We start from the raw sequence: 13,188 nt of genomic DNA, 5'->3' as shown, positions 1-13,188 counted from the left end.
GGTCAAAACAATCGTCGCGAGTTATGCCAACCAAGGGCATCGCTTCAGGTTCTGCATCCGAGACCGCGACACCACGTTCACCGCTTCCTTCGACGCTGTCCTCGCCTCCATCGGCATCGAAGCCATCAAGACTCCGGTGTGCTCCCCGCGGGCCAACGCGTGCGGTTCAGCGTTCCACCATCCGTTGGGCGCTCTCGGGGTAAGCGCTCGCCTTGCGCTTGGAGTCTCGCCTGCTCGATCTCCGTGAGGTCCTCTGTCGAGAGGGTGAGCCCGGCGGCTGCAACGTTCTCTTCGAGCCGGTGGCGCTTGGTGGTGCCGGGGATGGGGACGACCCAGGGTTTCCGGGACGACAGCCAAGCGAGGGCGACCTGGGCGGGAGTCGCGTCGTGGCGGGCGGCGATGGTCGAGAGAAGCTCGACAAACACTCGGTTTGCTCGTCGCGCCTCGGGAGCGAATCTTGGGACGGCGTTCCGGAAGTCCGTCGCGTCGAACCGGGTGCTCTCGTCGATGGCGCCGGTGAGGAACCCTTTGCCGAGACGACTGAAGGCGACGAAGCCGATGCCGAGCTCTTCGAGGACGGGAAGGATTTCTTGCTCGGGCTCGCGCCACCACAGTGAGTACTCGCTTTGCAGGGCGGCAACAGGTTGGACAGCGTGGGCACGGCGAATGGTCGCTACGCCGGCTTCGGAGAGCCCGAAGAAGCGGACCTTTCCCTCGTCGATGAGCTCCTTCACCGTGCCGGCAACGTCTTCGATGGGCACGTTCGGGTCGAGTAGGTGCTGGTAGAGGAGGTCGATCGTCTCCACTCGTAGCCTTCTCAAGGAGTCCTCGACGCCGGCTCGTATGGTCTCGGGTCGGCTGTCAAGACGGCTTGCCCTGTCACCGACAGCGAGGCCAGTGAGGTCCCAGCCGAACTTGGTCGCGATCACGACGCTGTCGCGGACCGGCTGGAGGGCTTCGCCGACCAGTTCCTCATTGGTAAAGGGGCCGTACACCTGGGCGGTGTCAAAGAACGTGACGCCGAGCTCGACGGCGTGGCGGATGAGTGAGATCATCTCCTGTCTATCGGCGGGCGGCCCATAGCCCCAGCTCATCGACATGCAACCGAGGCCGATCGCCGAGACCTCCAGGCCGCTGTTGCCGAGGGTCCTTTTGAGCACCCTAAATTTCCCCTTCGCTCTATTATTTCTTCTATTTCTTCGCTCAATCTAATCGTTGTGTGAGCTACTTGCTGGCTTTGCCGGCGTACTCGTCGTCGGTGACGCAATCGCCGCAGTGGGGGATGCCTTCGGTGCTGCAAAGATGCGTCATGGAGTAGTCGGAAGCCGCGCCGCGCCAGCGGCCTTCTCTGTCAGAGGAGAAGATCACATCGACAGGGCTCAACTAGACGATCTGTTGGGTGCGGACTTGGAAGTCCCGAGCGATCCGCCCGTCCAAACGCGGGTGAAGTAAAAAAACCGCTGGTCAAGCGACTGCACCCGTGCACGAGATGCGCGCCTGACGAGCGGTCTTCGTAGCGGGGGCAGGATTTGAACCTGCGACCTCTGGGTTATGAGCCCAGCGAGCTACCGAGCTGCTCCACCCCGCGTCGTGGCTACCAGGATACGACAGGCCGAGGCGCTCCCTCACCCGGCTGGGCAACTCGGCGGCGTCTCGCCCGCGTCCAGCGTGCGCAGCGCGTTCACCGCATCGGTCAGCGTCGTCACCGGCACGAGCCGCAGCCCCGACGGCGCCGCCGGTACCGCCTCACCGCAGTTGTCCTTCGGCAGCAAAAAGACCGTCGCACCGGCATCCTTGGCGGCGACCATCTTCTGCTGGACTCCGCCGATCGCGCCGACGTTGCCGTCGAGGTCGATCGTCCCCGTCGCAGCGATGCTCTTGCCGCCGGTGAGGTTCCCAGCGCCGAGCTTGTCGACGATCCCCAGGGCGAAGGCCAGCCCGGCGCTCGGTCCACCGACCCCAGAGAGCTGAATGTCGATCCGAAACGGCTGGGTGTAGCTGTCGATCACCTGGATGCCGATGCTCGGCACGGTCGATCCGGTCAGCGGTTTGCCGAGCACCGCCGGGATGTCAACCGGCGTCCCATACCGGTTGACGTGCAGGGTGACGTGGTCGCCGACGTGGTGCGTGCGCAGCACGGCGAGCAGCTCATCGGCGTTGCGCACGCGAGCGTCGTCCACGCGGAGAATCACGTCGCCGGGTTGCGCCTTGCCTTTGATCGACGAGTTCGCGAGAATCTCGGAGATCTCCACACCGGGTTGGACCGGGTAGCCGAGGTAGCGCAGCGCGGCGACCTTGGCATCCTCCTGGGAGACGTCCATCTGTTCGGCAGCCTGCTGCTGCACCTGCTGCCGGGTCGCCGACGGCGGGTAGACGAGGCGGATCGGCAGGACGGCGTCCGACTTCCGCCACCACCCGACGAGCACGTCACCGAGCGACAAATCCTCGCCGGGACCGCCGTACTCGTCGACCGTCACCAAGTACAGGTGCCCCGAGGTCGCCTCCGTCGGATGACCAGTAATCGAAATCACCGGCTTGTCGGACGACGAGCCAAAAACTTTGGGGACCGTGCCAAGCGTGTCCCCGACCGGACCGGGAGCCAACCGGACGTACGGAACCGGCATCTGCCAACCGACGGCGCCGAGAACGACGAGCAGCACCCCACAGACCCAGAAGGTCAGCTGTTCACGGCGCACGTTGCGAGCGTACTGGGCGATCCATCGCCGCCGGCAGCGGGTGGAACGCCCGGCGATCAGCTCGCCGAGCAGGAAAGATCTGTGGGCCGGAGAGCTGTCAGCGGTGGCCGGCACGCGGGCTCAGCGGGCGAGGAACCCACGCCAGCTCAGCGGGCGAGGAATCCACGCCAGCTCAGCGGGCGAAGAACCCGAGTCCCCGGCGGCCGTTCTCCGCTGGAGCGATCTCCTGATTCGGCTCTACCACCGGCTGGGTTGCCGCGGGCGGTGCGACGGCCACCGGCGACGGCGTCACCGGCGCGACGGGCGGGACACCCAGCGGTTCGTCCGGTACGACGATCCCCGTGGCCGAACCCATTGCTTCAATTGCCTCGGCGACCGTCCGGGGCTCGGACGGAATCTGCGGGCCGAAGCCGTTGGACTCGTGCGTCGAGGGGACTTCGACGCGGTACCACGCACGGAACGAGAGCGGTACCTCAGTGAGGGCGTATACCGACGCCTCGGTCACGTTCTCGACGTTGCGGAGGTGTTCGACGAAGCGCAACGCCTGGTCAAGGTCGGGGAATCTCCGGAACGCAGGGCTGCGATCCGGTGCGGGGAAGAAGACGACGTGTTCCACGATGCCTCACTCTCGGTGGGACTACGTCCGCAGCATCGGCATGTGGAGCAACGCATCTTGAGCTGTTCAGCGCAACTGCCGGTGCCTCGGCGCCCGGTTCCCGGCATTCCCGGCGCTCCGCCGGTGCCTGATCCCGGCATTGCCGGTACCTCGGCGCCCTGCCGGCGCTTGGGCGTCGTCCGGTTAGGACCCGCCGCCGGGTGTTCGATCAGCAGTCACCGCCCCGACGCCCTCCGGCACCCGGGCCGGAGTCCGATCGACGGGTCGCTCGGGCGGAAGATTCTCTCGCGGCGATGGTGAATTCTCGTGCGGCCGCGGTGAAGCCGATCGAGTCGCGGCGGACCGGGACTGGGCGGCAAGCGCCTGCCGGAATCGCACGAATGATTCGACCGACTCCTCTACCTCCGCGGGCCGCCGCGGCCGGCTCATTCGGGCCGCGGAAATCAGACCGATGAGCAGCGCCACCAGCGGTATCGCCAGCCATGCCAGCGCGGTCATCGGAAAATCGCCCTCTCAAGAAATCGTCGCGTCGAACCGGAGAATTCCCCGCCTGCAGCTCCACAATAGAGGATTCCCGAACACGTGCGCAGACCTTGGCCTGCACGGGAGGCCGCCACTCCCGCCGGCTTACGGTGATCCGACCCAGGACGACGTCCCGTCGGCGAACCATTGCCGCTTCCAGATCGGCACCCGGTCCTTGAGCACGTCGATGAATTCCCGCGCCGCCGCAAATGCCTGGTCACGATGCGCGGCCGATGCCGCGGTGACCACCGCGATGTCACCGACCCGCAGCGAGCCGGTTCGGTGGACGGCGGCGAGCCCAAACACCGCATGGCGTCCCGCGATTTCCCCGGCGACGTCCTGGAGGAATTGCTCGGCCAGCGGATGCGCCTCGTAGTCCAGCGCCACCACGCCACGGCCCTCGTCGGTGTCGCGAACCGTCCCGATGAAGACGGCGATCCCTCCGGCCCGCGGATCCCGCACCGCGGAAATCGCCTCGTCAACGGACAGCTCCGCCGATCGGATGCCGATCAGCCGCACCACGGCGGACGGCGCCTCGACCCCCGGGTCGGCCGTCACGTTCCTCAGCTCGTCAGGCACGACGCCGCCTCCGCGCCCGCCGTACCAGGGCGGCCGTCCCGACCAGCGCGACCGTGGCGCCGACGGCTGCGCCCGCGGCGGCGTCCCGGCGTCCGAGCCGATGCCCACCGATGGTCAACCGACCCGCGGTCTCGGTCAGGAGCAGCCGCAGCGCCGCCTCGTTGTCGTAGCTCGGTTGCCATCCGAGGGTGAAAATCCGCCGCGGCTCGACAACCCACGGATAGACGAGGTACTGCAGATCGCCCGCGGTGGCCGGAGTGACGCCGATCCGGTGCAATCGCTCAGCCGTGCCGAACGCCACCGACGCGGGAAGGTCAACGTGGCGTTTTCCGCTCAACCGTTCGACTTCCGCCCGGGTGAGAAATCCCTTGGCGCCAACGGCAAAAACCGCATATCGTTCCTCGCCGCCGGCGTCGAGATCACGGAGCGCGATCCGTACCAGTGCGGAAATCAAGTCATCGACGTGGCAGAACTGCCAGCAGGTCGCCGTACCTTTCACACCCAACAGCCGCGGTCCTTCGAAGTGCCGGGTGATGACCGTGTCCACCCCGGGACCGACCACGGCCGCCGGGCGCACGACGCTCACCGAAAGCCCCGGATGGGTGCGCGGGGCTTGCGCCGCGAGCCGCTCCATCTCGAGCAAATCCCGAAGCAGGCCGCTCTCCGGCAGCGCCCGCACCTCGGCGTCTTCGTCCAGCGGTACCGGATTCGCCGGCGACGCGCCGTACACCTGGGCGCTCGTCACGATCACGACGTGGCGGACGCCGGACGCCGCGGCGGCCGTGAGCGCGGCGGCCGTGCCGTGCACGTTCAGCGATTCCTGCCAAGCCCGATCGGCGCCAACCCCGCTGTCGATGGCGAGGTGGACCAGCGTGTCCACCCCCCGCAGTCGGTCCGCCAGAGCCGGGTCGCGGGGGTCGGCAAGCCGCCACGTCGCCTCACTCTCGCCGCGGATCGTATCGATCGCGATCGTCTTGCGCACCGATCCGCTCGCCAGCAGCGCCCGGACCAGCCGATCGCCAAGAGGGCGCGCCGCCCCGGTGACCGCCACGCACCGGACCCGGCTGCGCTGTCGGCGAATCGTCCGGCCGGCCCCGCCATCCGTCCCGTCTCCGCGACTAGCGTTGGGCACATGCCCGCCGTCCCGCTCCGCTCTCATCCCCCGGCGACCCCATCTCGTATCGCTCGTACCGCGGGTTCCATCCTGCCCGAGACCGAGCCGGCGACCCACTCCTCGGCACCCGACGGTTGCCAAACTGTCATCCACGCACTCGTGACGTTCTCGTCTTTCGACGCGTCAACCGACCGTGAGGTGGCATGATGGCCCAATTCCCGTTCGGCTTCGGTAAACCGGACGACGACCAGCCGGGGTTCGATTTCGGTTCCCCCGCCGACCTGAGTGCCGCCCTGCACCGATTCGCCGATCTGCTCTCTTGGTCCGGCGGGACGGTCAATTGGGATCTCGCGCGGGATGTCGCCCGGCAATCTATCGCCGCCGACGACGTCTCGGTCACCGAAGCCGACCAGCGTGACGTCGCCGAGAGCCTGCGGCTCGCCGACCTGTGGCTGGAGCCGCACACCGAACTGCCCGGGGCGATACGCGCCGCGCGGGCCTGGAGCCGCGCCGAATGGATCGAAGCAACCCTGCCGACGTGGCGGGAACTCGTCGAACCCGTCGCAGCCCGGGTCGTTGAGGCGTTCGGCAGCGAGCTGAGCGCGGGGCTCGCCGGAGAGGCGGCCGGTCCCGACGCGGAGCTCCCGGCTCAGCTTCAACAGCTCACCGGGCCGCTCGCGGCAATGATGCGTCAGGTCGGCGGGGTGATGTACGGCGGTCAGGTCGGCCAGGCGCTCGGCGCCCTGGCCCGCGACGTCGTCAGTTCCACGGACGTCGGTCTCCCTCTCGCCGGAGCCGGACAGGCCGCCCTCCTCCCCGCCGGGGTCGCCGCGTTCGCCGCCGGTCTGGACGTCCCACTCACCGAAGTGCGGATTTTCCTCGCCCTACGGGAGGCCGCGTATCACCGGCTGTACGCCGGCACGCCATGGCTGCGGTCCCGGTTGATCGGTGTCCTCGAGGAGTACGCCCGCGGGATCACGATTGACACCGAACGGATCCGCCAGGCGATGGAGTCCATCGATCCGACGCATCCGGAGACCCTGCAGGATGCCCTGATCGGCGGCCTTTTCGAGCCGCAGCGCACCCCCGCGCAGCAGGCGACCCTCGACCGATTGGAAACGCTGCTTGCGCTGATCGAAGGCTGGGTGGACGAAGTCACCGACCAGGCGGCCCGCGAGCATCTGCCAGCGGCGGCTGGTCTCATCGAAATGGTGCGCCGGCGGCGGGCGACCGGCGGCCCCGCGGAGCAGACTTTTGCCGCCCTGGTCGGCCTGGAACTTCGGCCGCGCCGGCTCAGGGACGCCGCAGCGCTCTGGGCTGCGGTGCGTCACGCCCGTTCAGTCGCCGGCCGGGACGCGCTGTGGCGCCATCCCGACCTGTTGCCCACCGCCGAGGATCTCGCCGATCCGCTCGGGTTCGTCGAAGGGCTGGACGAGCAGTGATTCCGCACGACGGGCGACCGGCCCGCGACGGGCGACCGGCCGCCGGGATCGTCTGATCGACAGCTCCGAAATCGAAGAGGGCCGTGACGAGAGGTGTTCCGGTTGGTTTTTGTCGAGCCCCGGATTCCGCCGAATACGGGAAACGCGATCCGGTTGGCCGCGGCGACGGGCTGCGAGCTGCACCTGGTGGGCCCGCTTGCGTTTGACATGTCCGATGCGCGCCTGCGCCGCGCCGGCTTGGACTACCACGAATTCGCCACCGTCGTCGTCCACCCGAACATGGACGCGGCCTGGGAGGTCCTGGCGTCCGGCAGGATTTTTGCGTTCACCGGGAGGGCCGAGCGTCCGTACACCGACGTCGAGTACCGGGACGGCGACGCGCTGATGTTCGGCACCGAGCGCACCGGCTTACCGGATTCGATCCTCACCGACCCCCGCATCACCGAGCGGGTCCGCATCCCCATGCTGCCGGGACGGCGTTCGCTCAACCTGGCGAACGCCGCCGCGGTCGCGGTCTACGAGGCGTGGCGGCAGAACGCGTTCCGCCACGCCGGCGGACCCGTCGGCGACGCACTCTTCACGTAACGGACATGATTAGTAACGATATGAGTCCGGCTTGTATGGTCCGTCCACTGGTACGCCGAGATACGCGGCCTGCTGCGGGGTGAGGGTGGTGAGTTTCACGCCGAGCGCGTCCAGGTGCAGGCGGGCGACCATTTCGTCCAGCTTCTTCGGCAGTGTGTACACGCCCACGGGATATTCCGAGGCCTTGGTGAAGAGCTCGATCTGCGCCAGCACCTGGTTCGAAAAGGAATTGCTCATCACGAAGCTCGGATGACCGGTCGCATTGCCGAGATTCAGCAGCCGCCCTTCCGACAGCACGATAACCGAGTGGCCGTCCGGGAACACCCATTCATCCACCTGCGGTTTAATTGGAACACGGCGAATGCCCGGAACCGCAGCGAGTCCCGCCATGTCGATCTCGTGGTCAAAGTGACCGATGTTCCCGACAATGGCCTGATGCTTCATTCGGGACAAGTGGTCGACGGTGACGACATTGACACATCCGGTTGCGGTGATGACGATGTCCGCCTGGGTGACGACGTCGTCGAGCGTGGTCACCTGATAGCCGTCCATCGCCGCCTGCAGAGCGCAGATGGGGTCGATTTCGGTGACGACCACGCGGGCGCCTTGACCGCGAAGCGCTTGCGCACACCCCTTGCCGACGTCGCCGTAGCCGCAGACCACCGCGAGTTTGCCGCCGATCAGCACATCGGTCGCGCGGTTGATTCCATCGATCAGGGAGTGCCGGCAGCCGTACTTGTTGTCGAATTTCGACTTCGTGACCGAGTCGTTGACGTTGATAGCCGGAAACAGCAGGGTGCCGGCGGCGGCCATCTGGTGCAGTCGATGCACACCGGTGGTCGTTTCCTCCGTGACGCCGCGAATTCCGCCCGCGATCGTCGTCCAGCGGCGGGGATCCTCGGCGTAGGAGCGGCGGAGCAGGCGAGAAATCGCGGCAAGGTCAGGGGAATCCGCGTCGTCCGGATCCGGGACAACACCGGTCTTCTCCATGTCGACGCCTTTATGCACGAGGAGCGTGGCATCGCCGCCGTCGTCCAACAACATGTTCGGACCGTCACCATCCGGCCACCGCAACGCCTGTTCCGTGCACCACCAGTACTCCTCGATGGTCTCGCCCTTCCACGCGAACACCGGGACTCCCCGCGGTTGATCCGGCGTACCGTCGGGTCCGACAACAACGGCGGCGGCGGCGTGATCCTGCGTGGAGAAGATGTTGCAACTCGCCCACCGCACCTGTGCCCCGAGGTCGACCAGGGTTTCGATGAGGACCGCGGTCTGCACCGTCATGTGCAACGAGCCGGTGATCCGCGCGCCGGCCAACGGCTGAGACTCCCGGTATTGGCGGCGCAGCGCCATGAGGCCCGGCATTTCATGCTCGGCCAGCCGGATCTCTTTGCGCCCGAACTCGGCCAGCGCCAGGTCGGCGACCTTGTAGTCCATCACGCGCCCTCCCCTCGGTCATCCTGAGCATACGGCCTCGTCGGGACGGCGTTCCGGCCCGTCGCAGCCCGCAACCACCGGGACGCCGCAACGGTCGCCGTGCCGCGGCCGCGGTTGCGAACGCTGAGGCGCCACGCCGGATCAGCGGTCAACGCCGCGAAGGAACCAGACGCATCGGCGGATCAGCGGTCAATGCCGCGAAAAAGCTGGGAGACACGGTCTTTCATTTCGAGGACGGCGGGCGTCGCGCCGGGATCGACACCCAACCCGAGCGCCAGGTAAATGCTCGCAAAATCGCCCAGTGCGATGAATTGCGCGAGCCGCTCCAACGGTTGGCCGGCATCGGCGAGAATCTCGCTGAGCCGGATCCCGCGATCGGTCGCCAACGTCTCGGCGGCGGCTCGAAGCGCCGCATCCGGAGGCGATTCCATCGCGTCGCGAAGCAGGACGACGCGGAGCCGCGGAAACGGCGGCCCACTACCCGAGTCGAGCGGGTCACAGAAGATGTCAGACGGCGCCGACGTTGCAAACGGCCCGTCGAAAAGCGCGACGCTGCCGTGCGCCGCCTCCTGTAAACCGCCGTCCAGTGCCGGGTATTTGGCGTTGGCGTGCAGTTGGCGGGCAAACCTTTTCGCTGCGGTTCGGCAAAGCTGGCCCGCCCCCCAGATGACCGGAATGCTCCCGGCGATTTCCAGCGCCAGCTGCTTGGCTGGGTTGACAAACGATTCGCTGCTCGGGCGGCACGTTTCCGCCACTTTGTCGAGGCGGTCCGCGGCGAGCGCGAGTTCCTCGGCGGGAACAACCGCCAGTCCCAGCAGATCCGCGATGGCGAGGAGCGGCGTGACGAGCGCCCACAGACTCGCTCGGGTGTGCCGTGCGGCACGATCGGCCGGAATATGCAGGCCGTGAACGCGGTCGCACGCATGCGCCAGCGGCGAACCCGGCGCAGCGACCGTGACGACGCGGCACCCCCGGCGTCCCGCCTCGGCGACAACCGAGAGCGTTGGTTGCGCCGTCCCGGATCGGGAGACCGCAATGACGAGATCGAGCGGTCCGACCCACCGCGGCAACACCGGCCCCGGAACGTCAATCAGCGGCAGGTGCACGTCGTCGCCGACGAGCGCGCGCAGGACTTCGCACGCCGCGGCGCTCGAGCCGACCGCGGAGAGAATGACCGCACGCGGCCGGTCCTCGGCCAGGACCTCAATTCCCGCTTCGGCGGTGTAGGTCGTCATTTCGCGAATCTGCGCGCCGGACGTCGCCACCGCCCGCAACATGTCGGAGGGATCGCCGGCGGCCAATGCGTCGGGATCGTCGAGAACAGCTTCGTTGAACGAGAACTCCATCGACAATTCACTCAGCAGGCAACACGCGCGATTCGTCGATGAGCAAAATAGGGATGCCCTCCCGGATCGGATACGCCCGCCGGCAATCGGTATTCGTGCAGACGAGTTCACCCGACGCCGCACCGCCGGCAGGCTTTTCCCCGGTGCGCACCTGGAGGGCGGAGCGGCACGCCGGACAGGCGAGGATGTCGAGCAGAGCCGGGTCGATCGCCGCTGCGGAACTCTGGTCCTGGGTCATCACGGCCTCCCATCGTCCCGGATGCACGCGAGCACCTCATCGCGGACCCGCTCCATGGTGGCCCGATCGTCCGCCTCGACATTCAGCCGGAGCAGCGGCTCGGTGTTCGACGGCCGGACATTGAACCACCAGCTCGGCGCCGTGACCGTGAGGCCGTCCAGCTCGTCGATGGTGATGCCGGGCCGGTCGGCGTACGCCGCCTTGACCCGCGCGATCGCGCCTGCCTGGTCCCGCACCGTGGTGTTGATTTCACCGGAGGCGACGTAACGGGTGAATTCAGCCATCAGCTCCGAACACCGCGTTCCCGGCGGCGTTTCACCAAGGGCGGCGAGAACGTGCAGGGCGGCTAGCATTCCGGAGTCCGCCCGCCAGAAATCGCGGAAATAGAAATGGCCAGAGTGCTCGCCGCCGAAGACGGCGTTGGTTTCGGCCATCAGCGCCTTGATGAATGAATGACCCACCCGGCTGCGGATCGGCGTCCCGCCGTGTTCCCGCACGATTTCCGGAACAGCTTTTGAGGTGATGAGATTGTGAATGATCGCTGAACCGGGGGCGCGACGCAATTCACGAACGGCCACCAACGCCGTGATAGCCGAGGGGGATACCACCTCGCCCCGCTCGTCGATGACAAAGCACCGGTCGGCGTCCCCGTCGAAAGCCAGTCCAAGGTCAGCGCCCATCTCCCGAACCCGCGCGCGCAATTCGGCGGTGTTCTCCGGAACGATCGGGTTTGCTTCGTGATTCGGGAAATTGCCGTCCAGCTCGAAATACATCGGCACGACGGTGACCGGGCAATCGGCGAGGACGTGCGGCACCGTGTACCCCGCCATTCCATTGCCGGCGTCCACCACGACGGTGAGCGGCCGAATATGCGACAAGTCAACGAGTCCGCGGAGAAACGCCGCGTATTCGCGCACCGCGTCCCGGCGGGACACCGCACCGCGCGGCCGGTTGCCGGGCGGAATTCCGTTCTCCACCAGGCGGCGAATGTCCGCGAGTCCGGTCTCCTGCCCGACCGGCCGGGCGCCGGCGAGACAGAGTTTGATGCCGTTGTACTTCGCAGGATTGTGACTTGCGGTGAACATCGCCCCCGGCATGTCCCAGCGGCCCGAGGCGAAATACAGCATGTCCGTGCTGGCGAGCCCCGCGTTGACCACGTCCGCGCCTTGTGCCGTCGCCCCCTCAGCAAAAGCCTCCACCAGCACGGGGGACGACTCCCGCATGTCGTGTGCCACGACGAGCTGGGGCGCACCGGTGAAAATCGCGAAGGCCGCACCGATGTCCCGGACGACGTCCGGGTCGAGCTCGTCCGGAACCACTCCGCGGATGTCGTACGCCTTGAAAATGGCCGAGAGGTCGCGCACCGAATCTGCCCTCCGCCCGGTTGTTTGGGTTACGGCGCGGTACGCCGCCCGACGCCACGAGCCGCATTTTCCGCGAACCGCAGCCTACCCGGAAGCCCGCCCCGACCCGGACGCAGAGGCCGCGCTGGACCTGGCCGGTCCGGCGGTCACGCCGGCGAACGCCGGTCTGTGAGCGGCCGGCGGTCACGCCGGCGAACGCCGGTCTCCCCCGGTCACGCCGGCGAAGGCGGGTCTCTGGCGGCCAGGACGACGCAGGCCGCCCTCCCGTGGTTCCGCCGAGCACTAAGCGATCTTACGGGTCTTGGCAATCACGTGTTCGAAGGAGAGCAATCGGCCGTCCTGCTCCCACCAATGCCGTTCACAGCGATGGCATGACCCAAAGCGCACCTGGGACCCATCCGTGAGCGTCATCTCGATCGAGGTGATGTGCGGATCGGCGCAGTAGTGACACCGGCTCAACCACCGGGCTTCTGGACAGGCCAGGGACGAGGGACCGCGGAGCTGATTCTCCGCGTGGCGGGAACGACGCGGACTTCGCCGAGCGCGCCGCTTCGCCGGCGTCGGGTGACCCTCGGCGACCGCAGCCGGTCCCTGGGCGGTGACGATTTGATCCAGACTCTCGGCCACAGCCATCTCCTTCTCTGACTGCGCGGGGCGTGTGCTGTCGTTGGTCCGGACCCAACCGCCACCCAATTGGGGGGCAGCCAACCGGGTGACTTTCCCCCTATCGGCGCAACACCCGGGAGCCTGTAGCATCGGGCGTGTCTATGACAAATCGGACATACGTTTCAGTTCGTAACGCATGACGTCGCGAGGCAGCCGACGACAGGGAGCCGGCAACCGGGTGAGCCGGCGACAGGGCCGGCCGGCGTCAACGAGAGCAAATATCACGCCTCCGGGGAGCGCAGGACACGCAAGTGGCCGCGTCGACCCTGTGATCGGCTCTGGTCGTCGTCCACCCCGCCCGCCGGTTGCCGGCCAGCCTCGCGGATCGCATCGGCCAACGCCACGAGATCGTCGGGTCCTGGTGCAGGCGGCTCGCTGATCTCCAGTCGAATGATCTCCCAACCCAGGGGTGCGGTGAGCCGGGCCGAATGCTTGCTGCACAGGTCGTAGGAGTGCGGTTCGGCGTAGGTCGCCAACGGGCCGAGCACGGCGGTCGAATCGGCGTACACGTAAGTCAAGGTCGCCACCGCCGGCTGACCACATGCGGCGCGACAACAGCGACGAAGTGGGCTCACGTTCG

Annotated in this window: 13 protein-coding genes and 1 tRNA gene; 2 read left to right on the top strand and 12 right to left on the bottom strand. The window is 67.3% G+C overall.

The genetic code is table 11. The annotated features are described in order from the left end of the window. Positions 1 to 125 precede the first annotated feature (125 nt). The 6 genes from ACEL_RS02470 to ACEL_RS02440 all read right to left on the bottom strand — a co-directional run bounded on the left by ACEL_RS02470 (position 126) and on the right by ACEL_RS02440 (position 5,572). Complete coding sequence (locus ACEL_RS02470; protein WP_011719313.1) at positions 126 to 1,160, bottom strand: aldo/keto reductase; 1,035 nt, start codon at positions 1,158 to 1,160, stop codon at positions 126 to 128. A gap of 354 nt (positions 1,161 to 1,514) precedes the next feature. After that, positions 1,515 to 1,588: transfer RNA gene (locus tag ACEL_RS02465), tRNA-Met, on the bottom strand. Between the two features lie 37 nt (positions 1,589 to 1,625). Continuing rightward, a complete protein-coding gene (locus tag ACEL_RS02460) occupies positions 1,626 to 2,696 on the bottom strand; it encodes a YlbL family protein (RefSeq protein ID WP_041835274.1) in 1,071 nt (356 codons plus the stop codon). A 172-nt stretch (positions 2,697 to 2,868) separates the two neighbouring features. Beyond that, positions 2,869 to 3,312 (bottom strand): hypothetical protein, encoded by a 444-nt coding sequence (locus ACEL_RS02455; protein WP_011719311.1) that lies wholly within the window; start codon positions 3,310 to 3,312, stop codon positions 2,869 to 2,871. Positions 3,313 to 3,939: 627 nt separating this feature from the next. Beyond that, a complete protein-coding gene (locus ACEL_RS02445) occupies positions 3,940 to 4,413 on the bottom strand; it encodes a molybdenum cofactor biosynthesis protein MoaE (protein ID WP_011719309.1) in 474 nt (157 codons plus the stop codon). After that, a complete protein-coding gene (locus ACEL_RS02440; protein ID WP_011719308.1) occupies positions 4,406 to 5,572 on the bottom strand; it encodes an NAD-dependent epimerase/dehydratase family protein in 1,167 nt (388 codons plus the stop codon). The genes ACEL_RS02445 and ACEL_RS02440 overlap by 8 nt, the downstream gene beginning before the upstream one ends. A gap of 161 nt (positions 5,573 to 5,733) precedes the next feature. Here ACEL_RS02440 and ACEL_RS02435 point away from each other — a divergent pair, with 161 nt between their 5' ends. Together ACEL_RS02435 and ACEL_RS02430 are read left to right on the top strand one after the other, a co-directional pair. Then, positions 5,734 to 6,969, top strand: coding sequence for a zinc-dependent metalloprotease (locus ACEL_RS02435; protein WP_011719307.1), 1,236 nt, complete (start codon positions 5,734 to 5,736; stop codon positions 6,967 to 6,969). A gap of 93 nt (positions 6,970 to 7,062) precedes the next feature. Further along, positions 7,063 to 7,554: a tRNA (cytidine(34)-2'-O)-methyltransferase gene (locus ACEL_RS02430; protein WP_011719306.1), complete on the top strand. Its 492-nt coding sequence runs from the start codon at positions 7,063 to 7,065 to the stop codon at positions 7,552 to 7,554. Between the two features lie 9 nt (positions 7,555 to 7,563). Here ACEL_RS02430 and ahcY read toward each other — a convergent pair whose 3' ends face one another. The 6 genes from ahcY to ACEL_RS02400 all read right to left on the bottom strand — a co-directional run bounded on the left by ahcY (position 7,564) and on the right by ACEL_RS02400 (position 13,183). Continuing rightward, positions 7,564 to 8,994, bottom strand: a complete 1,431-nt coding sequence (ahcY, locus tag ACEL_RS02425) for an adenosylhomocysteinase (protein WP_011719305.1) — start codon at positions 8,992 to 8,994, stop codon at positions 7,564 to 7,566. 182 nt (positions 8,995 to 9,176) lie between these two features. After that, positions 9,177 to 10,340 carry an SIS domain-containing protein gene (locus ACEL_RS02420; RefSeq protein WP_011719304.1) on the bottom strand — a complete coding sequence of 388 codons (1,164 nt, stop codon included), beginning with the start codon at positions 10,338 to 10,340 and terminating at the stop codon, positions 9,177 to 9,179. A gap of 7 nt (positions 10,341 to 10,347) precedes the next feature. Next, on the bottom strand, positions 10,348 to 10,578 hold the full coding sequence (locus ACEL_RS02415; RefSeq protein WP_041834892.1) for a Trm112 family protein: 231 nt from the start codon (positions 10,576 to 10,578) through the stop codon (positions 10,348 to 10,350). Continuing rightward, positions 10,578 to 11,942, bottom strand: coding sequence for a phosphomannomutase/phosphoglucomutase (locus ACEL_RS02410; RefSeq protein WP_011719302.1), 1,365 nt, complete (start codon positions 11,940 to 11,942; stop codon positions 10,578 to 10,580). The genes ACEL_RS02415 and ACEL_RS02410 overlap by 1 nt, the downstream gene beginning before the upstream one ends. A gap of 282 nt (positions 11,943 to 12,224) precedes the next feature. Continuing rightward, positions 12,225 to 12,569 carry a hypothetical protein gene (locus ACEL_RS02405; protein WP_148204505.1) on the bottom strand — a complete coding sequence of 115 codons (345 nt, stop codon included), beginning with the start codon at positions 12,567 to 12,569 and terminating at the stop codon, positions 12,225 to 12,227. Positions 12,570 to 12,829: 260 nt separating this feature from the next. Next, complete coding sequence (locus tag ACEL_RS02400) at positions 12,830 to 13,183, bottom strand: DUF3499 domain-containing protein (RefSeq protein WP_011719300.1); 354 nt, start codon at positions 13,181 to 13,183, stop codon at positions 12,830 to 12,832. Between the last annotated feature and the right edge of the window lie 5 nt (positions 13,184 to 13,188).

Origin of the sequence: Acidothermus cellulolyticus 11B (genome assembly GCF_000015025.1) — a bacterium.
Taxonomy (GTDB): Bacteria; Actinomycetota; Actinomycetes; order Acidothermales; family Acidothermaceae; genus Acidothermus; species Acidothermus cellulolyticus.
Note: the sequence above shows the minus strand (reverse complement) of the source record. Positions and strands in the feature narration are given on the sequence as shown.